Annotated in this window: 19 protein-coding genes; 11 read left to right on the plus strand and 8 right to left on the minus strand. The window is 69.1% G+C overall.

The annotated features are described in order from the left end of the window. Positions 1 to 12: 12 nt before the first annotated feature. Together ACWDTS_RS01170 and ACWDTS_RS01175 are read left to right on the plus strand one after the other, a co-directional pair. Positions 13 to 1,176 carry a DNA recombination protein RmuC gene (locus ACWDTS_RS01170; protein ID WP_197250443.1) on the plus strand — a complete coding sequence of 388 codons (1,164 nt, stop codon included), beginning with the start codon at positions 13 to 15 and terminating at the stop codon, positions 1,174 to 1,176. Between the two features lie 23 nt (positions 1,177 to 1,199). Continuing rightward, positions 1,200 to 2,180, plus strand: a complete 981-nt coding sequence (locus ACWDTS_RS01175; protein WP_308200786.1) for a DUF6542 domain-containing protein — start codon at positions 1,200 to 1,202, stop codon at positions 2,178 to 2,180. A gap of 72 nt (positions 2,181 to 2,252) precedes the next feature. Here the strand turns inward: ACWDTS_RS01175 and ACWDTS_RS01180 are convergent, their stop codons facing one another. Continuing rightward, positions 2,253 to 3,254 (minus strand): 4-hydroxy-3-methylbut-2-enyl diphosphate reductase, encoded by a 1,002-nt coding sequence (locus ACWDTS_RS01180; RefSeq protein ID WP_248673859.1) that lies wholly within the window; start codon positions 3,252 to 3,254, stop codon positions 2,253 to 2,255. A gap of 101 nt (positions 3,255 to 3,355) precedes the next feature. On the opposite strand from ACWDTS_RS01180, the gene ACWDTS_RS01185 reads away from it, so the two are divergent. The 3 genes from ACWDTS_RS01185 to ACWDTS_RS01195 are packed head-to-tail and all read left to right on the plus strand — an operon-like array spanning position 3,356 to position 5,446. Next, complete coding sequence (locus ACWDTS_RS01185) at positions 3,356 to 3,958, plus strand: lipid droplet-associated protein (protein ID WP_248673858.1); 603 nt, start codon at positions 3,356 to 3,358, stop codon at positions 3,956 to 3,958. Further along, positions 3,955 to 5,202, plus strand: coding sequence for an exodeoxyribonuclease VII large subunit (xseA, locus tag ACWDTS_RS01190; RefSeq protein ID WP_197257189.1), 1,248 nt, complete (start codon positions 3,955 to 3,957; stop codon positions 5,200 to 5,202). Before ACWDTS_RS01185 ends, xseA begins: the two co-directional genes overlap by 4 nt. Before the next feature lie 16 nt (positions 5,203 to 5,218). Then, positions 5,219 to 5,446 (plus strand): exodeoxyribonuclease VII small subunit, encoded by a 228-nt coding sequence (locus ACWDTS_RS01195; protein WP_197257191.1) that lies wholly within the window; start codon positions 5,219 to 5,221, stop codon positions 5,444 to 5,446. 34 nt (positions 5,447 to 5,480) lie between these two features. On the opposite strand, the gene ACWDTS_RS01200 is transcribed toward ACWDTS_RS01195, so the two are convergent. Then, positions 5,481 to 6,050 carry a DUF4245 domain-containing protein gene (locus tag ACWDTS_RS01200; protein ID WP_197257193.1) on the minus strand — a complete coding sequence of 190 codons (570 nt, stop codon included), beginning with the start codon at positions 6,048 to 6,050 and terminating at the stop codon, positions 5,481 to 5,483. A 185-nt stretch (positions 6,051 to 6,235) separates the two neighbouring features. Between ACWDTS_RS01200 and glpX the strand changes: the two genes are divergently transcribed. Both glpX and ACWDTS_RS01210 read left to right on the plus strand, forming a co-directional pair. After that, positions 6,236 to 7,270 carry a class II fructose-bisphosphatase gene (gene glpX, locus ACWDTS_RS01205; protein WP_197257195.1) on the plus strand — a complete coding sequence of 345 codons (1,035 nt, stop codon included), beginning with the start codon at positions 6,236 to 6,238 and terminating at the stop codon, positions 7,268 to 7,270. 93 nt (positions 7,271 to 7,363) lie between these two features. Continuing rightward, positions 7,364 to 8,773, plus strand: coding sequence for a class II fumarate hydratase (locus tag ACWDTS_RS01210; protein ID WP_197257197.1), 1,410 nt, complete (start codon positions 7,364 to 7,366; stop codon positions 8,771 to 8,773). Positions 8,774 to 8,797: 24 nt separating this feature from the next. Here the strand turns inward: ACWDTS_RS01210 and ACWDTS_RS01215 are convergent, their stop codons facing one another. Then, positions 8,798 to 8,989, minus strand: a complete 192-nt coding sequence (locus ACWDTS_RS01215; RefSeq protein WP_197257199.1) for a hypothetical protein — start codon at positions 8,987 to 8,989, stop codon at positions 8,798 to 8,800. 56 nt (positions 8,990 to 9,045) lie between these two features. After that, on the minus strand, positions 9,046 to 9,657 hold the full coding sequence (locus tag ACWDTS_RS01220) for an LGFP repeat-containing protein (RefSeq protein WP_197257201.1): 612 nt from the start codon (positions 9,655 to 9,657) through the stop codon (positions 9,046 to 9,048). A 196-nt stretch (positions 9,658 to 9,853) separates the two neighbouring features. Here ACWDTS_RS01220 and ACWDTS_RS01225 point away from each other — a divergent pair, with 196 nt between their 5' ends. From ACWDTS_RS01225 to ACWDTS_RS01235, 3 genes are read left to right on the plus strand one after another with little or no spacing between them, the layout of a single operon-like run. Next, positions 9,854 to 11,449, plus strand: coding sequence for a serine hydrolase (locus ACWDTS_RS01225; RefSeq protein ID WP_450117383.1), 1,596 nt, complete (start codon positions 9,854 to 9,856; stop codon positions 11,447 to 11,449). Further along, positions 11,446 to 11,874, plus strand: coding sequence for a limonene-1,2-epoxide hydrolase family protein (locus ACWDTS_RS01230; protein ID WP_248673855.1), 429 nt, complete (start codon positions 11,446 to 11,448; stop codon positions 11,872 to 11,874). The genes ACWDTS_RS01225 and ACWDTS_RS01230 overlap by 4 nt, the downstream gene beginning before the upstream one ends. A gap of 50 nt (positions 11,875 to 11,924) precedes the next feature. Further along, a complete protein-coding gene (locus ACWDTS_RS01235; RefSeq protein WP_197257209.1) occupies positions 11,925 to 12,323 on the plus strand; it encodes a carboxymuconolactone decarboxylase family protein in 399 nt (132 codons plus the stop codon). A gap of 72 nt (positions 12,324 to 12,395) precedes the next feature. Here the strand turns inward: ACWDTS_RS01235 and ACWDTS_RS01240 are convergent, their stop codons facing one another. The 3 genes from ACWDTS_RS01240 to ACWDTS_RS01250 form a co-directional block, all read right to left on the minus strand. Further along, positions 12,396 to 13,760 carry a PhoH family protein gene (locus ACWDTS_RS01240; RefSeq protein WP_248676134.1) on the minus strand — a complete coding sequence of 455 codons (1,365 nt, stop codon included), beginning with the start codon at positions 13,758 to 13,760 and terminating at the stop codon, positions 12,396 to 12,398. Between the two features lie 247 nt (positions 13,761 to 14,007). Then, positions 14,008 to 15,303: a serine hydroxymethyltransferase gene (gene glyA / locus ACWDTS_RS01245; RefSeq protein ID WP_197257213.1), complete on the minus strand. Its 1,296-nt coding sequence runs from the start codon at positions 15,301 to 15,303 to the stop codon at positions 14,008 to 14,010. Positions 15,304 to 15,397: 94 nt separating this feature from the next. Then, complete coding sequence (locus tag ACWDTS_RS01250) at positions 15,398 to 16,588, minus strand: DUF885 domain-containing protein (protein ID WP_450117384.1); 1,191 nt, start codon at positions 16,586 to 16,588, stop codon at positions 15,398 to 15,400. 175 nt (positions 16,589 to 16,763) lie between these two features. Here ACWDTS_RS01250 and coaA point away from each other — a divergent pair, with 175 nt between their 5' ends. After that, on the plus strand, positions 16,764 to 17,696 hold the full coding sequence (gene coaA / locus ACWDTS_RS01255; protein WP_197257217.1) for a type I pantothenate kinase: 933 nt from the start codon (positions 16,764 to 16,766) through the stop codon (positions 17,694 to 17,696). A gap of 76 nt (positions 17,697 to 17,772) precedes the next feature. Here coaA and ACWDTS_RS01260 read toward each other — a convergent pair whose 3' ends face one another. Continuing rightward, positions 17,773 to 18,540, minus strand: a complete 768-nt coding sequence (locus ACWDTS_RS01260) for an isoprenyl transferase (RefSeq protein ID WP_197257219.1) — start codon at positions 18,538 to 18,540, stop codon at positions 17,773 to 17,775. Between the last annotated feature and the right edge of the window lie 91 nt (positions 18,541 to 18,631).

An 18,631-nucleotide genomic window follows, 5' to 3' on the forward strand; every position in this document is an offset into this window, starting at 1 on the left:
ATCATCCGCCTCATGACTGCTCTCACGGCACTCGGGCTGATCGTGGCGCTCGTTCTCGGGTTCGGGCTGGGGTGGCTGGCGCAGGCGTCGCGGATCGGCGACCGGACCGCGCGCGCCGAGGCGCAGCTCGCGGCGCTGCGGGACAACGAGACGCAGTTGCGGCAGTCGCTCGGCGCAGTCAGCGAGGACGCGGCGCGCCGGCAGTCCGGCGCGATCGGCGAGCAGGTGTCGCGGCTGGTGGGGCCGCTGCAGGAGGCGGTGGGCGCGCTGGCCCGTCAGGTCGAGCACGTCGAACGCAATCGGGTCCACGCGTATGCCGGTCTGACCGAGCAGGTTGAGGGCATGCACCGGGCGTCGCTGTCGCTGTCGCAGCAGACCCAGCAGCTCGTGACGGCGCTGCGGGCCCCGCAGATCCGCGGCCGGTGGGGTGAGATCCAGCTCGAGCGGGTGGTGGAACTGGCCGGGATGGTCCGGCACTGCGATTTCGACACGCAGGTCGCCGCCGAGGGGGTGCGACCTGATCTGCTCGTCTACCTGGCAGGCGGCAAGCAGATCGTCGTCGACGCGAAGGTCCCGTTCGCCGCGTACCTCGACGCGGCGCAGGAAGAGGACGTCGCCGAACGCGATCGGCACCTGGCACGGCATGCTCGGCAGCTGCGCACCCACATCGACCAGTTGTCCGCGAAGGCGTACTGGGAGTCGTTCGACCCGACGCCCGAATTCGTGGTGCTGTTCGTGCCGGGCGATCCGTTCCTGGACGCTGCGCTCACCGCGGACTCGGGTCTGCTGGAGTACGCGTTCGGCCGGAACGTGATCCTCGCGACACCCACGACGCTGGTGGCGTTGCTGCGCACCATCGCGCACACATGGCGGCAGGAGGCACTGTCGCGCGACGCCGCGCAGATCCACCGGCTCGGCCGCGAGTTGTATCAGCGGCTCGGCACCGTGGGCAGTCACCTCGACCGGCTCGGCGCGCAACTGGGCAAGGCGGTCGATTCGTTCAATCAGACGGTGTCGTCGATGGAGACACGTGTCGGGGTGACGGCCCGGAAGCTCAGCGAACTGGAGATCTTCGACGGCGACGTGCCCGAGGTGCGTCGGGTCGACGCGTGGCCGCGGCGCGCCACCCTGACCGAAAACCCGGATCCGGCCGGTGCCGTCGACGAAGCAATCTGAGTCGGTGGGTCTACTGTCTATGTGTGTCTGCATCCCAACGTGCTCGCCCGGCGGTGGCGCTCGACATGCGCTCGCTCGCTCCGACCATGCCCGGAGTGCCCTGGTGGGGTGCCGTCGTCATTGCCGCCGGGGCGACTCTGCTCGGTGCGTTGATCGACTCGTTCCGCGGTGACGAGCTGACGACGGTCTTCTCCGTCTTCTATGTCCTCGGATGCATCGCCGCGGTCGTCGCGGTGCAGCAGCGCGGTGTGTTCACCGCGATGGCACAGCCTCCGCTGCTGCTGGTGGCGGCGATTCCCCTCGCCCAGGAGTTGCTGTTCGAATCGAGCGGCTCCGGCCTGCGGGATCTCGCGCTGAACGTGGCGTATCCGCTGGTGAACCGGTTCCCCGCGATGTTCGTTGCCACCGCGGCGGTGCTGATCATCGGTGGTGTCCGGATCTACATGGCCCAGCAGGAGACGGCGAATCGTTCCGGCGGGGCGAAGAGGTCCCGACCCGCCGCATTCAAGGGCACTGTGTCCAAGAGCCCTGCGTCCAAGAGCGCTGCCTCGAAGGGCGCGGCGGTGAGGAGCGCTGCGGTCAGGAGCTCGCGCCCGGCCGAGCAGAAGGCATCCGGAAGCGCGACCGCTCCCCGTCGCGAGGTCGTCGACGAACCCGGCCGGCGGCCGCGGACCGCGGCCGCACCCGCCCGCACCCGGCAGAGCGCGGAGCGTGCCCCGCAGAATCCGGCGCGGTCCCGCCGGGAGCGCGAGGCGGCCGACCCGACGAAGACGTCCGTCCGGCAGGTCGCCGACACCCGCGACAATCCGTCCGTTCAGCGGCGCCCGGCAGACGACGCCCGCGCACGGAGGTCGGAATCGGCGCCGCGCCGTGAACCGGATCCGCGCCGCCGCGAGCCGCAGCCGGAGCGGCAGGCACCGCCGCGCGCGACGCCCCGACCGCAGGTGAGCACCCCCGCCTACCCGCCGCCCGCGGTGCGTTACCGCGACCGCTACGAGGACTGAGCTGCGCTTCGCGCCGGTGTGTACTTCTGGCGGCTCCCGCCGCCACAAAGGCACACCGGCGGCGCAGCCGCCTTACCTGGCCCTGGCTGCGCGCAGCTCGCGTGGGAGTGCGAACACCAGCGTCTCGTTGGCGGTGGTGACGGTCTGCACGTCGCGGTAACCGTGTTCGGCGAGCAGATCGAGCACGCCGCGCACGAGGATCTCGGGCACCGACGCCCCCGAGGTGATGCCGACGGTCTCGACGCCGTCGAGCCAGGCCGGATCGACCTCACGCGCGTAGTCGACGAGGTGCGCGGCCTTCGCGCCTGCGCCGAGCGCCACCTCGACGAGGCGCACCGAATTCGACGAGTTGCGTGATCCGACGACGATCACCAGATCGCATTCGGGAGCCATCGCCTTCACCGCGACCTGACGGTTCTGGGTGGCGTAGCAGATGTCGTCGCTCGGCGGGTCCTGCAGCTGCGGGAACTTCTCGCGCAGCCGTTTCACGGTCTCCATGGTTTCGTCGACGCTCAGCGTGGTCTGCGAGAGCCAGATCACCTTCGATTCGTCGCGGACCCGGACGGCGTCGACGGCGTCGGGGCCGTCGACCAGTTGCACGTGATCGGGGGCCTCACCTGCGGTGCCCTCGACTTCCTCGTGGCCTTCGTGCCCGATGAGCAGAATGTCGTAGTCGTCGCGGGCGAAGCGCTTGGCTTCCTGGTGGACCTTGGTCACGAGCGGGCAGGTCGCGTCGATGGTGTGCAGGTCGCGGGCGGCGGCCGCCTGGTGGACCGCCGGGGACACCCCGTGTGCGGAGAAGACCAGGACCGATCCGGGCGGAACCTGGTCGGTTTCGTCGACGAACACGACACCGCGCTCGGCTAGCGTGTCCACCACGTGCCGGTTGTGGACGATCTCTTTCCGCACGTAGATCGGGGCGCCGTGCTTCTCGAGCGCCTTCTCCACGGTCTCGACCGCGCGGTCGACCCCGGCGCAGTATCCGCGGGGTTCGGCGAGCAACACCCGCTTCCCTGCGGACGCGGTCCCCGCCGACCGTGTGATACCGACTTCGAGTGGAACAGGCGCAGACATGCCTCCAGGGTACGGGCCGATGCGGGGCGGAGCCCGCCTCGGCTTCCGTCACGGCCCACCTCGGCTACCAATCGTGGGGCTCGTGAGGCAGTCTTGGGGGCATGATCCGTCCACCGTTCATGGCTCGGGTGGCGGCCGGGGTCGCCGTCACCGCCTACGAAGAGACACTCAAGCTGCCGTCGACCGCCCTCGCGCTGCCGATGACGACGGTCAGCCAGGTCCTGCAGACGACGATGAGGATCCAGCAGTCGATGACCGCGCTCGCGATCAAGGGGGATCGTCTGTTCGAGGCGCTGGGCGCCCGAGCCGAGGAAACCCCGGAGTGGGCGGTGTTCGACGAGGACGAGGCTCCGGCACCGAACGCCGCCACCAACGGGGCGGAGCAGTCGGAGGCGCCCGGCCGGTTCGCGCTGTACTCCATGCCGCCGGCCGTCGAGACCGAAACCGCGGCCGAGAAAGCGGCCGACGCCCCGGAACCGGGTGAGAGCGCGAAACCGGCCCCGACCGCGGCGGAGACCGAGGTGCCCGGGATCGTCGAGGACCTCGACTACACCTCGCTGACCCTCGCGCAATTGCGTGCGCGCCTGCGCACCCTGTCCGTGGAGGACCTGACGGCGCTGCTCGACTACGAGAACGCGACACGGGCGCGGGCGCCGTTCGTGACGATGTTGTCGAACCGGATCACGACCACCACCACGAAGTGACCTCGGCGCATCCCACCACCCAACCGAACTCCGCGGACAATCCGTGGCCGGTACGCACCGTGTCGCAGAAGGTCGCGGGCTGGATCGATCGGCTCGGCACGATCTGGGTCGAGGGCCAGATCACCCAGATGAACGTGCGCCCCGGAACGCGCACGGCGTACCTGACCCTGCGTGATCCCTCGGTGGACATGTCCCTGTCGGTGACGTGCTCCCCGCAGCTGATCCACAGTTCGCCGGTGACGCTGGTCGAGGGCGCGCGGGTCGTGATGTTCGGGAAACTGTCGTTCTGGCCGGCGCGCGGCAGCATCTCGCTGCGTGTCACCGAGATCCGCGCGGTCGGCATCGGCGAACTGCTCGCCCGCATCGAACGGCTGCGCGCGCTGCTCGCAGCGGAAGGTCTGTTCGATCCGCGGCTCAAGCGGCCGCTGCCGTTCCTACCGGGCCGTATCGGCCTGATCACCGGCCGCGGCGGCGCCGCCGAGCACGACGTGGTGTCGGTGGCGCAGCGCCGGTGGCCCGCGGTGCGGTTCGAGATCCGCAACACCGCGGTGCAGGGCCCGACCGCGGTACCGCAGATCCTCGATGCGCTCGCCGAACTCGACGCCGACCCCGCGGTGGACGTGATCGTCCTGGCCCGCGGCGGCGGCAGTGTCGAGGATCTGCTGCCGTTCTCCGACGAGACGCTGTGCCGCGCGATCGTCGCGTGCACGACCCCGGTGGTCAGCGCGATCGGCCACGAACCCGACAGTCCGCTGTGCGATCACGTCGCCGATCTGCGGGCCGCCACCCCCACCGACGCCGCCAAACGGGTCGTGCCGGATGCCGCCGCCGAGCAGGCGCTCGTCGACGATCTGCGGGCGCGCGCCGCGTCGGCGCTGCGCAACTGGGTGCGCCGCGAGGAGCACGTGGTGGCACAGTTGCGGTCCCGGCCGGTCCTGGCCGATCCGCTGCGCGCGATCGATCAGCGTGGCGAGGAGGTCGAGCGGTTACGGCAGGCCGGTCGCCGCGACATCGATCGGGTGCTGGCGGCGCAGGCCACCACGATCGAGCATCTGCGGGCCCGGCTGGCGACGCTGGGTCCGGCCGCGACCCTCGCACGCGGCTACGCGGTAGTGCAGCGGATCGTGCCCGACGGCGACCCGGAGGTCGTCCGGTCGATCGACGAGATGCCCCCGGGAACCCAGTTGCGGGTCCGGGTCGGTGACGGTGCCGCGCGGGCCGCGGTGATGGGACGAGAGAAGTGACGACGAGGATGACGGTGTGAGTGACACGAACGCGGATGTGGCGGAGCTCGGCTACGAGAGGGCCCGCGACGAACTGGTCAACGTGGTGAAGATGCTCGAACAGGGTGGCCTGGACCTCGACGAGTCGCTGGCGCTGTGGGAGCGCGGCGAAGCGCTCGCCAAGCGGTGCGAGGAGCACCTCGCGGGTGCTCGGCAACGGGTCGAGAACGCCCTGTCGCACAGCGAGGACGACGAAGAAGACTGACCGGTCGGGGACAACCGACCGGCCCGGTCGCGGCCTACGGGGTGAGCGGCTCCGCTGCGTTCGCCGCGGCAGCGATCGTGGCGAACTCGGCTTCGTCGCCGGATCCGCCGATCAGGATCCGCACGTCACCGAAGTCCGAGACCCACAGCGGCTCGCTCCCCTCCTCGGCGTACACCGTCCAGTCGCGGCCGTCGATGGTCTCGGTGCCGGTGACGAACCGGCTCGAGCCCGCGACGAACCGCACGAGCTCGTCGGTACCGGCGTTGGACTGGGTGAAGCGTACGTAGCGGCCGGACGGGGTGATGAACCCGACCGTGCTCGAGTCGCCGCCCTGCTGGCCGGTGATGATGCTGCGGCTGCCCGAGTTGGCCTGCCAGTCCTCGGGGACCTGCGGATGCCGGATGGGGAATCCCAGTTCCCTCGCGTCGTACTCGAGACCTGCATCGATGTCGAAGCTCGGCACCGGACCCGCGGTGGGACCGCCCGGGTTGAACGAGCATTGGCTTGCGATCGCAGCGATGACGAGGCACGCCAGGACGAGCGGAATGAGCGACCACGTCATGTCACGGGCGTCGTTCAGGATGCGGGGTTTCTCGGAAGCCACGCGTCCAGTCTGACAGCCTCCGCAGGAACGGGCCGCGGCCGGTCCGGGTCCCAGCCTCCGCCGCACCGGCGCTGATGAGACAATTGCAGCCTGAACCACCATCGGATTCGGCGGCCGCGCGACTCGACGGCCGTCCCTCGTGCCGGCGCACCGCGTCGACCGACAGCATCAGGAGGCAGTAGCCCATGACGGCCACCCCATCGCACCGCGAAGCTCCGGACCGCAACCTCGCCCTCGAGTTGGTCCGCGTCACGGAGGCCGCGGCGATGGCGGCAGGCCGCTGGGTCGGCCGCGGCGACAAGGAAGGCGGCGACGGTGCCGCCGTCGACGCGATGCGTCACATGGTCAGCTCGGTGTCGATGCAGGGCATCGTGGTGATCGGCGAGGGCGAGAAGGACGAAGCCCCGATGCTGTACAACGGCGAGGAGGTCGGCAACGGCGACGGCCCCCTGTGCGACGTCGCCGTCGACCCGATCGACGGCACCACGCTGATGTCGAAGGGTGCGCCGGGCGCGATCGCGGTCCTCGCGGTCGCCGAGCGCGGCGCCATGTTCGACCCGTCGGCCGTGTTCTACATGGACAAGATCGCCGTGGGTCCCGAGGCTGCCGACGTCATCGACCTGTCCGCGGGTGTCGCCGAGAACATCCGTCGCGTCGCGAAGGCCAAGAATCGCACCATCTCCGATACGACCGTCACGATCCTGGATCGTCCGCGGCACTCCGAGATCATCCGGGAGATCCGGGAGACCGGTGCGCGCATCCGCCTGATCTCCGACGGCGACGTCGCCGGTGCGATCGCGACCGCCCGCCCCGATTCCGGTGTCGACATGCTCCTGGGCATCGGCGGCACCCCGGAGGGCATCATCGCCGCGGCGGCGCTGCGCTGTATGGGTGGCGCGCTGCAGGGCAAGCTCGCCCCCAAGGACGACGCCGAGCGGCAGAAGGCCATCGACGCCGGCCACGACCTGGACCGGATCCTGACCACCGAGGAACTCGTCACCGGCGAGAACATCTTCTTCTGCGCGACCGGTGTCACCGACGGCGACCTGCTCAAGGGCGTGCGGTACTACGGCGGCGGCGCGACCACGCAGTCGATCGTCATGCGCAGCAAGTCCGGCACGGTCCGCATGATCGAGGCCTACCACCGCCTCGAGAAGCTGCACGAGTTCTCGTCGATCAACTTCACCGGTGTCGACGGCGCGCAGCCCCCGATGCCCTGACAATGCGCTTCGCGCCGGTGTGTCTTTGTGGCGGTCGGAACCGCCACTTCGACACACCGGCGGCGAAGCCGCCTCGGTGGCAAGCTGAGGTTCATGACTGAGAACAGCGAACCGCAGTTCCGCATCGAACACGACACGATGGGCGAGGTCCGGGTTCCGGTCGACGCCCTGTGGCGCGCGCAGACGCAGCGCGCCGTGGAGAACTTCCCCATCTCGGGTCGCGGTCTCGAACGCGCCCAGATCCGGGCGCTCGGCCTGCTCAAGGCGGCCTGCGCGCAGGTCAACAAGGACCTGGGGCTGCTCGACGCCGGCAAGGCGGACGCGATCATCGCCGCGGCCGGTGAGATCGCGGCCGGTGAGCACGACGACCAGTTCCCCATCGACGTCTTCCAGACCGGCTCGGGCACCAGCTCGAACATGAACGCCAACGAGGTCATCGCGTCGATCGCCGCCCGCAACGGGGTGACGGTGCATCCCAACGACGACGTCAACATGTCGCAGTCGTCGAACGACACCTTCCCCACCTCGACGCACGTCGCCGCCACCGAAGCCGCGGTGCGCGATCTGATTCCCGCGCTCGAGCATCTGCACGCCGCGCTGGCCGCGAAGGCCACCGAGTGGCGCACCGTCGTCAAGTCCGGGCGCACGCATCTGATGGACGCCGTTCCGGTGACGCTCGGGCAGGAGTTCGGGGGCTATGCCCGGCAGGTCGAGGCCGGGATCGAAAGGGTGCAGGCGTGCCTGCCGCGACTCGGAGAGCTGCCGATCGGCGGCACCGCCGTCGGCACCGGGCTGAACGCCCCCGAGGGGTTCGGGCGGCTGGTCGTCGCCGAACTCGTCGAGTCCACGGGCATCGACGAGTTGCGCCCCGCCCGCGATAGTTTCGAAGCGCAGGCCGCGCGGGACGGGCTCGTCGAGGCGTCGGGTGCGCTGCGCACGATCGCGGTGTCGCTGACGAAGATCGCGAACGACATCCGGTGGATGGGGTCCGGTCCGCTGACCGGGCTCGGCGAGATCCGGTTGCCCGACCTGCAGCCGGGCAGCTCGATCATGCCCGGCAAGGTCAATCCTGTTCTGCCCGAAGCAGTCACCCAGGTCGCGGCACAGGTCGTGGGGAACGATGCCACTGTCGCGTGGGGCGGCGCGGCCGGGGCGTTCGAGCTGAACGTGTACATCCCGGTGATGGCGCGGAACCTGCTCGAATCGATGCGCCTGCTCGCGAACGTGTCCCGGTTGTTCGCCGACCGGTGCATCACCGGGCTGGAGGCGAACGTCGAACACCTTCGGACGCTGGCGGAATCGTCGCCGTCGATCGTGACGCCGCTGAATTCGGCGATCGGATACGAGGAGGCCGCGGCGGTCGCCAAGCAGGCGTTGAAGGAGAAGAAGACGATCCGACAGACCGTCGTGGACCGGGGTCTGATCGGCGACGGCCTCAGCGAGGAGGAACTGGACCGGCGCCTCGACGTGCTCGCGATGACGAACGTCGAGCGCGACTCCTAGACGAGGACGGGTGCGGCGCACACGTCACTGCGCCGCACCCTCCGTGTCGTCGAAGAAGTGCCACGTGCCGTCCTCGTGCTGAGCCTCCATCCGCCAGCCGAGTTCGCTGTTGTCGGCTCGCTGATCGACGAACCAGGCGTGCGCGTCCTCCGCGCTCTCGATGTCGCGGGTGTCCACGACCTCGCCCTCCGGGTTGATCACTCTGTAGGTAGCCATGAGGACCGGCTTCCCGCGCCCAGGAGACGCCAAACGTCCCGACACACCGGCGGACGCTACTCGGTGACGACCTCGGTCCTGCCGTCGATGAAGGTGATGTGCCCCATCTCGAAATCGCTCTGCACACCGCCGGGGATGGGATGTTCGTCGCTGGTGGGGAAGCCGAGTTCGCCGGCGGCACCACCGGCGGCCTCCCACGCGACCCGGATCTCGCCCCCCACGATGTGGGCGTCGGTGTCCGGACTCCACGCGATGACGCCGCCTTCGAATTCGCCGATGCTGCCGTCGCCTATGCTCTCCTGGCTTCCGGTCGGCGGGCCGAGCGGACCGGCCGCTCCCCCGGTCTCGTTGTACTTGTCGAGGACAGCGCCGCTGATCGCGTATTCCTGACCGTCGGGGCCGGCCACCACGGTGGTCGCGTCACCGGCGATCTCGTTTCCGGCACTCTCGGCGGCGCCCACGGCGCTCTCGGCAGCGCTCTCGACCGCGGACTGGGCGCTCTCCACCACCGACTCCGCAGCGGACTGCGCGGCCTCGGCGGCACTGGTCTCACTCTGGTAGGCGCTCTCGGAGGTGGTGTCGTTGTCGTCGCTGCAGCCCGCGACCACCAGCCCGACGGTGGCAACCGCGGCGGCGGTGGTGGCGACTCGTCGTGGGATTCCCTTCACGGCTGACTCCTCACTGCTGAACTACACGGCTGTGCACTACGCATGCGTCCCTTCGCACGCTGCCATCCCATCGCGCGCCTCGTCGCGAATCCGCACAGACTCCTCCGAATCGTTGCAGTTCCCCGTCCCGGGGGTACGCTTTCGCCGACAGGCAGGCTCGCGCGGGACTATCATCCGACCGACGGAAAGGTCGCTCATGCGTGCATTCCCTCGCTTCGCGCTCGGTGTCGTGCTCGCTCTCGCGGCCTCGACAACCGGCTGCGTCACGATCGACACGAGCGACCGTGAAAGACCCCCGTCGCAACCCGCCGACCTCGCGCCCGACCAGGTTGCGGGAGTTCCCATTCCGGACGGGCAGATCGACGACGCGATCGCGCAGCTCGACGGCCTCGCGCAGAAACTGCTCGATCACACCGGGATCCCGGGTATGGCGGTCGCGGTCGTGCACGACGGGGAAACCGTGTATGCGAAGGGTTTCGGTGTCCGCGCGGCCGGTTCCGACGAGCCGGTCGATGCCGACACGGTGTTCCAGCTCGCGTCGATGTCGAAGTCGATCGGGGCGACCGTCGTCGCCCAGCAGGTCGGTGCCGGTGTGGTCGGCTGGGACGATCCCGTGATCGAGCACCTTCCGACCTTCGCGCTCGCCGAACCGTACGTCACCGAACACGTCACCGTCGGGGACCTGTACGCACACCGTTCGGGGCTGCCCGATCACGCCGGCGACGACCTCGAGGATCTCGGCTACGATCGCGCGCAGATTCTCGAACGGCTGCGGCTGCTTCCCCTCTCGCCTTTCCGTATCACCTACGACTACACGAACTTCGGTGTGACCGCGGCAGCCCAGGCGGTCGCGGACGCGGCGGGTGCGGACTGGGCCGACCTGTCGCAGCGAGTACTGTACGAGCCGCTCGGAATGAGCTCGACCAGTTCACGATTCGACGATTTCACCGCTCGGGAGAACCGGGCGCCGGGGCACATGCTGGTCGACGGCGAGTACGTCGCGCGTGAGGTCCGCGATCCGGACGAGCAATCGCCGGCTGGCGGGATCTCCTCGTCGGTGAACGACGTGGCGAAATGGCTCACCATGCTGCTCGCCGACGGGCAGTTCGAGGGGCGCACCGTCGTCGAGGCGTCGGCGCTGCAACCCGCACTGTCCCCGCAGGTGGTGTCGCGTGCGCCCGCGACCCCGGACAGCCGCGGCGGTTTCTACGGCTACGGGTTCAACGTCGGAACGCTCGCGTCGGGACGGACCTCGGTCGGTCACGCGGGGGCGTTCGCACTCGGCGCGGCCACCGCGTTCACCGCGGTGCCGTCGGCCGACGTCGCGATCGTCACGCTCACCAACGCCGCGCCGATCGGGGTCCCCGACACGCTCAATGCCGAGTTCGTCGACCTGGTGCAGTTCGGGGAGATCCGCGAGGACTGGGCGGGGCTGTACGAGAAGGCATATTCGGCCTACGCCGACCCGAAGGGTTCGCTGGTCGGCCAGGAGCCGCCCACGGATCCGGCGCCGGCGAAGCCCCTCGACCGGTACACCGGGATCTACGACAATCCGTACTTCGGACCGGCACGCATCGACCAGCGGGACGGCAGCCTCGCGCTCACGATCGGGCCGGTGGGCCAGACCTATCCGCTGACCCACTGGGACGGTGACGTGTTCACGTTCGAAGTCACCGGCGAGAACGCCCCGGACGGGACGATCTCGACCGCGACGTTCACCCCCGATGCGGTGACGTTCGAGTACTGGAATTCCGACGGCATGGGAACCTTCACACGACAGGGAGCATCATGACCACATCCGACACGACCACTTCCCAGTCCGCGATCGCGGTGGTGCGCAATTTCCTCGACGCACTGGCGGCATCCGACATCGCCACCGCGGTCGCGCTGCTCGATCCCGAAATCGCTTGGTACAACACCGGACTGCCGACGCTGCGCGGGCTCCCGAGGGTCAGCCGCACGCTCCAAGGAATGTCCCGCCCCTCGGTAGGCCTGAACGTGGTGATGCACCACATCGCCGACGACGGGAACGGCGTGGTGCTGACCGAACGCACCGACGTGCTGCGGGTGGGCCGGGTGTCGATCGCGTTCTGGGTGTGCGGCACGTTCGAGGTGCGCGACGGACGGATCCGGGTGTGGCGCGACCACTACGACATGGCCACCTTCCTGGGAGCCACCGCGACCGGTGTCCTCCGGGCGGTACTGCGCCGGTCGTAGAATTCTCGAGGCCGCCGAACCGTTCGGCGGTGTGAACAGGGAGCAGTACGATGAGCGACGCCGAGCGCACCCCCGGTTTCGAGGCCGGACTCGAGGTCCGCAGGGAGGTGATGGGCGACGACTTCGTCGAGCGCGCGTTCGACCGTGCCCGTGGCACGGATTCGGAGGCCTTGCAGGAGTTCGTGACCGAGCACGCGTGGGGCGCGGTGTGGACCCGTCCCGGTCTCGATCGCCGCAGCCGCAGCCTGCTCAACATCGGCATGCTCATCGCCCTCCGCGCCGAGAACGAGCTGCGCGGCCACATCCGCGGCGCCCTCCGAAACGGCCTGACGCGCACCGAGATCACCGAAGCCGTCATCCATTCGGCCGCCTACTGCGGCTCCCCCGCCGCCCTCGCCGCGATGCGCGTCACCCAGGAGGTCCTCGAGGCCGAGCTCGGCCCCGCCTGACCGACCACGAACCCGCAGGATGGGAACATCCACCCGGTGAGACCGGATGGATGTCCCATCACCCAACGGATTTCAGGCGCCGGGGGCGAATTCCTCGAGCATCTCGGTGACCAGCGCGGCGATCGGCGACCTCTCGCTGCGCGTGAGGGTCACGTGCGCGAACAGCGGGTGCCCCTTGAGTTTCTCGATGACCGCGGCGACGCCGTCGTGACGACCCACACGCAGGTTGTCGCGCTGCGCGACGTCGTGGGTGAGCACGACCCGCGAACCGGACCCCAGCCGTGAGAGCACCGTGAGCAGCACGTTGCGCTCGAGGGACTGCGCCTCGTCCACGATCACGAACGAGTCGTGCAGCGACCGGCCGCGAATATGCGTGAGCGGCAACACCTCCAGCATGCCGCGGCTGATCACTTCGTCCATCACGGCGGGGCTGGCCAGGCCGTCGAGGGTGTCGAAGACCGCCTGCGCCCACGGTCCCATCTTCTCGCTCTCGCTGCCCGGCAGGTAGCCGAGATCCTGGCCGCCGACCGCATAGAGCGGGCGGAACACCACGACCTTGCGCTGGGTGCGCCGCTCGAGCACCGCTTCCAGCCCGGCGGTCAACGCGAGCGCCGATTTGCCGGTGCCGGCCTTCCCACCGAGGGACACGATGCCGACCGAATCGTCGAGCAGAAGGTCCAGCGCCACACGTTGTTCCGCGGAACGTCCGTGCAGCCCGAAGGCCTCGCGGTCGCCGCGCACCAGCTGCACCCGCTTGTCCGGAGTCACCCGGCCCAACGCGCTCGACGCCCCACCGAGCATCCGGATTCCCGTGTGGCACGGAAGATCCCGCGCCTCGTCGAGGTCGATGACTCCCTCGGAGAACAGGGTGTCGATCACGGACCGGTCCACGTCGAGTTCGGTCATGCCCGTCCAACCGGAGATCACCACGTCCTGCGCGTGGTACTCGTCGGCGGGCAGACCCGCGGCGCCCGCCTTCACCCGCAACGGGATGTCCTTGCTGACCAGCACCACGTCCCGGCCGCCGACCGCGAGATTGAGCGCGCACGCCAGGATCCTGGAATCGTTGTCGTCGGTGCGGAACCCGGCGGGCAACACCGACGGGTCGGTGTGGTTCAGCTCCACGTGGAGGGTGCCGCCGGCGTCACCGATCGGGATCGGCTGGTCGAGACGACCGTGCTCGAGGCGCAGATCGTCGAGCAGCCGAAGCGATTCGCGTGCGAACCAGCCCAGTTCGTGATGATGCCGTTTGCCCTCCAGTTCCCCGATCACCACCAGGGGGAGCACCACCTCGTGTTCTGCGAAGCGGGTCACCGCCCACGGATCGGAGAGCAACACCGAAGTGTCCAGCACGTACGTGCGGACCGGGGACTTCTTCGCAGCGGACTTCGCGGAGCGATCGCCGGTGCGAGCGGGGACGGAGCGTGTTGCGGTCACGTGAGGCTCCTAGACCTGCGCGGCACCACGCAAGTGTCTTTCTCGGTGGGCCGGTCGTCCCGGGTGTCCGCTACGGACACGAGGGCCGGGTGCCGGCCCCTCGCACTGATTGCCTCAGCCACGACCAGGACCTCCCGTGTAACCGGCAACTGTGTCGGCTACAACGTCGACGCTAACGCCGACACGCCCCGAACGCTCGATGAGCGCGGGGCGTGTCGGTGAAGAATGCGTTAACGCAGGCGGGCGATCAGATGAGCGTCCAGTCCTCCAGGCCCTGGTACAGCGGCACATCCTGAGCCAGCTTGCTGACGCGGGCGCGCAGCGCGTCGACGTCGGCGCCACCGATCAGGGTCTGCGCGATGATCTCGGCGACCTCGGTGAACTGCTCGTCGCCGAATCCGCGGGTCGCGAGGGCCGGGGTGCCGATGCGCAGGCCGGAGGTGACCATCGGCGGGCGCGGGTCGAACGGCACGGCGTTGCGGTTGACGGTGATGCCGACCTCGTGCAGCGCGTCCTCACCCTGCTGGCCGTCGAGCTCCGAGTTGCGCAGGTCCACCAGCACCAGGTGCACGTCGGTGCCACCGGTGAGCACGGAGATGCCCTTGTCGGCGACGTCCGCCTGCGACAGGCGCTCGGCGAGGATCTTCGCGCCGGAGAGCGTGCGCCGCTGACGATCCTTGAACTCCTCGCCGGCGGCGATCTTCAGGGCGACGGCCTTCGCGGCGATCGCGTGCATGAGCGGTCCGCCCTGCTGGCCCGGGAACACCGCGGAGTTGATCTTCTTGGCCCACTCCTGCTTGGCCAGGATCAGACCCGAGCGGGGTCCGCCGAGGGTCTTGTGCACGGTGGTGGACACGACGTCGGCGTAGGGCACGGGCGACGGGTGCAGGCCGGCAGCGACCAGACCGGCGAAGTGCGCCATGTCGACCCACAGGTAGGCGCCGACCTCGTCCGCGATCGACCGGAACGCGGCGAAATCCTCGTGACGCGGGTACGCCGACCAGCCGGCGACGATGACCTTCGGCTTCTCCCGCAGCGCGATGTCGCGGACCTCGTCCATGTCGATACGGTGGTCTTCCTTGCTGACCCCGTAGGACGCGACGTCGTACAGCTTGCCGGAGAAGTTCAGCTTCATGCCGTGGGTGAGGTGGCCACCGTGCGCGAGGTCGAGGCCGAGGAGCTTCTCGCCCGGCGTCATCAGCGCCATGAGCACCGCGGCGTTCGCCTGGGCGCCGGAGTGCGGCTGCACGTTCGCGAACTCGGCACCGAACAGTTCCTTGGCGCGGTTGCGCGCGAGGTCCTCGACGATGTCGACGTTCTCGCAGCCGCCGTAGTAGCGGCGACCCGGGTAGCCCTCGGCGTACTTGTTGGTCAGCACGCTGCCCTGGGCCTGCAGCACGGCGCGCGGAACGAAGTTCTCCGACGCGATCATCTCGAGGGTGTCGCGCTGACGGGACAACTCACCCGCCATCGCCTGCGCGACTTCCGGGTCGAGATCGGCGAGCGAGGCAGTGTTGACGTCGGTGCCAGGCACGGTGGTCATCGAGGATTCTCCAAGCTGGGGGCGGCAGGATACGACCTCCAGTCTACGAAGCGCATCCCGAAATCAGGAACCCGGGACCCCGCCGTGATCGAGGTCACCGCAGCGAACTCGGCACCAGCGGTTCGTCGAGCAGCCTGCGGAACCGTTCGGCACGCTCGGCACCGGCCGGAACCCGCTCGAGCCAGCCGCCGAGCAGCCGGTAACCCTCCACATACGTGCTGATGTACGCGCGCCACAGCGGCGAGGACAGGAATCGCAGCGACTGCCGTGCCCGTTCCGGGGTCGACAGCGACCAACGCTGCAGGAACGCGGCGACGTCGTCGTGGCTGCGACCGCGGTCGTGCAGCAGCAGCGCGGCATCCTGACGCACCGACAGCAGCCCCGCGGACGCCTCGTGCAGCTGCTCCGCCAGTTCGCCGTCGAAACGCAGGCCGAGGTCGGCGTAGATCTCCTGAGCCCACCGGCCCCATCCCGGGCCGACGATCGCCTCGAGCGCGAGGTCGGCCAGACCCTCCGCCATGAGGCACTGCGGGGTGTTCACCAGGAACAGCGTCTGCTCGGCCTGCCCGCCGGCGACCAGACCGGCTTCCTTGCGACAGTGTTCGGTGTGGTGACCCGGGTACGCCTCGTGCGCGATCAGGCGCGGCAGGTGCGACATGTGCTGCTCGAGGTCGGAGTTGATCGCCACGCGGGAGCGGTAGTTCCCCAGGTAGTAGTTGAAACCCGACCACGGTTTGTCGCCGACCACCTCGTATTCGATCTGCTCGGTCTCCGGCAGCGGGTACACGGCCCGAACCTTGTCGCGCAGTGCGCTGGAGAACGCCTCGACGCACTCGGCGAGGCGATCGGCGGGCACGATCTCGCTCTTGCGGTGAGCCTGCAGGCGTTCGGCGAGCGGTCCCGATCCGGGGAGCAGCGCGTCGAGACGACGATGCGCGTCGCGGTAGTCGTCCTCGTTGCCGGGGGCGATGCGCACGTCGAAGTACGCCTCGACCTCGTCGACGAAAGCTATGTCCTCACCTGCGAATTTGCGTGCCGAGCACTCCATGGCGCGCAGGTGCACGTCGAGGAACCGGGTGCGTTCGTCGGACAATCCGGCGCCCGCCAGTTCCGCGCGGAGCCGGTTCGCGGTGTGGGATAGGTCACGGGGATCCGGTTTCGGCGCGTTCTCCACCTGGCGACGCAGCGACGCGTCGCCGGTGTACGCGTCGACGAAGCCCTCCTCGAGCCGGTCGAAAGCGAGGCCGAGCAGCAGATATTCACGCACGAAACCGTCCGATCCCATGCTTCCGAACACTAGTCGTTCGTGCGGCGTCGCGACGGGGCCGGACACTCCGATGCGGGACCCCGAGCGGACACGCCCCTGTGGCAGCGCGCACAATTCGGTGCATGGACTTCCTTCGTCGCAAGCCGCACCCGGGCTGCACTGCCGGTTCGCTAGCCACGGAAGGATCGTGTCGATGGCACGTCTGAGCGAGCCGAGCCCGTACGTCGAGTTCGACCGCAAGCAGTGGCGCACGCTGCGCAAGGCGACGCCGCTGGTGCTCACCGAGGACGAACTCATCGGCCTGCGCGGCCTCGGCGAGCAGATCGATCTCGCGGAGGTCGCCGAGGTGTACCTGCCGCTGTCGCGGTTGATCCACCTCCAGGTAGCGGCCCGGCAGCGGTTGTTCGCCGCGACCGCGACGTTCCTCGGGGAGAAACACCCGGACCAGCAGGTGCCGTTCGTGATCGGGGTCGCCGGTTCGGTCGCCGTCGGCAAGTCCACCACCGCGCGTGTGCTGCAGGCACTGCTCGCGCGCTGGGACCACCACCCCCGGGTCGACCTGGTCACCACCGACGGATTCCTGTATCCGACCAAAGAGCTGATTCGTCGGAACATAATGCACCGCAAGGGTTTTCCCGAGAGCTACGACCGCCGGAAGCTGCTCCGTTTCGTGACGGAGGTCAAGTCCGGGGCCGCGGAGGTCGCGGCGCCGGTGTACTCGCACATCTCGTACGACGTGATTCCCGGTCAGTACCACGTGGTTCGGCAGCCGGACATCCTCATCATCGAGGGCCTCAACGTCCTGCAGACCGGTCCGCGCCTGATGGTCTCGGACCTGTTCGACTTCTCGATCTACGTCGACGCCCGCATCGAGGACATCGAAAAGTGGTACGTGGAACGGTTTCTCGCGCTCCGCAAGACGTCCTTCGCGAATCCGGACGCGCACTTCCACCACTACGCGAACCTGTCCGATCGCGATGCGGTGAACGCGGCCAAGGAGATCTGGCACTCGATCAACCTGCCGAACCTGGTCGAGAACATCCTGCCGACCCGTCCGCGCGCGACGCTGGTGCTGCGCAAGGACGCCGACCACGCCATCAACCGGCTGCGGCTGCGCAAGCTCTGACGCCCGCTCCTCGTGCGCGTTTTCGGTAGCGCCTGCTACCGAAAACGCGCACGGGCACGGGTGCGGCTACCGGGTGCTACGCCCCGAAACGGCGGTGCCGGGCAGCGAAATCGCGTAGGGCGCGCAGGAAGTCGACGCGCCGGAACTCCGGCCAGTAGGCCTCGGTGAACCAGATCTCCGAGTACGCGCTCTGCCACAGCAGGAACCCGGAAAGCCGCTGCTCCCCCGACGTCCGGATGACGAGGTCGGGGTCGGGCTGGCCGGAGGTGTAGAGGTGCCCGTCGACGGCGTCGACGGTGACGGACTCGATCAGTTCCTCACCGGACAGCCCGGCGGCCTGCTTCTCCCGCAGCAGCGACTGGACGGCGTCGACGATCTCCTGCCGCCCGCCGTAGCCGACGGCGACGTTGACGTGGGTGCCGGTGCGTCCTTCGGTGCGGCAGGCGGCCTCGCTGAGCCGGCGGGCCTGCTCCTCGGGCAGCAACTCCAGCGTGCCGACGATCTTGACGCTCCAGTTCTGCTCCGGCCCGGAGATCTCCTCCACGACGTCGGTGATGATCTCGATCAGGACGTCGAGTTCCTCGGGTTCGCGGCGCAGGTTCTCCGTGGACAGCAGATAGATCGTCGCGGTCTCGATGCCCGCCGCGTCGCACCAGCGGAGCAATTCGGCGATCTTGCGGGCGCCGGCACGATGGCCGTGACTGACGTCGGTGAAACCGTTCTCCCGGGCCCAGCGACGGTTGCCGTCACACATGACAGCGACGTGCCGCGGGTGCTGAGCACCTTCGAGTTGGCGCAGCAGACGCCGTTCGTACAGCTGATACAACACCCCGCGCGCATTCACCCCGACATCACCACGGGGGTCACACTACGCCCACCGGACCCTCCGGTCGCGATGGTGGTCACACCCACACGCGTCGCGGGCGGCACAGGGG

Source organism: Rhodococcus sp. NPDC003383, from assembly GCF_053589115.1.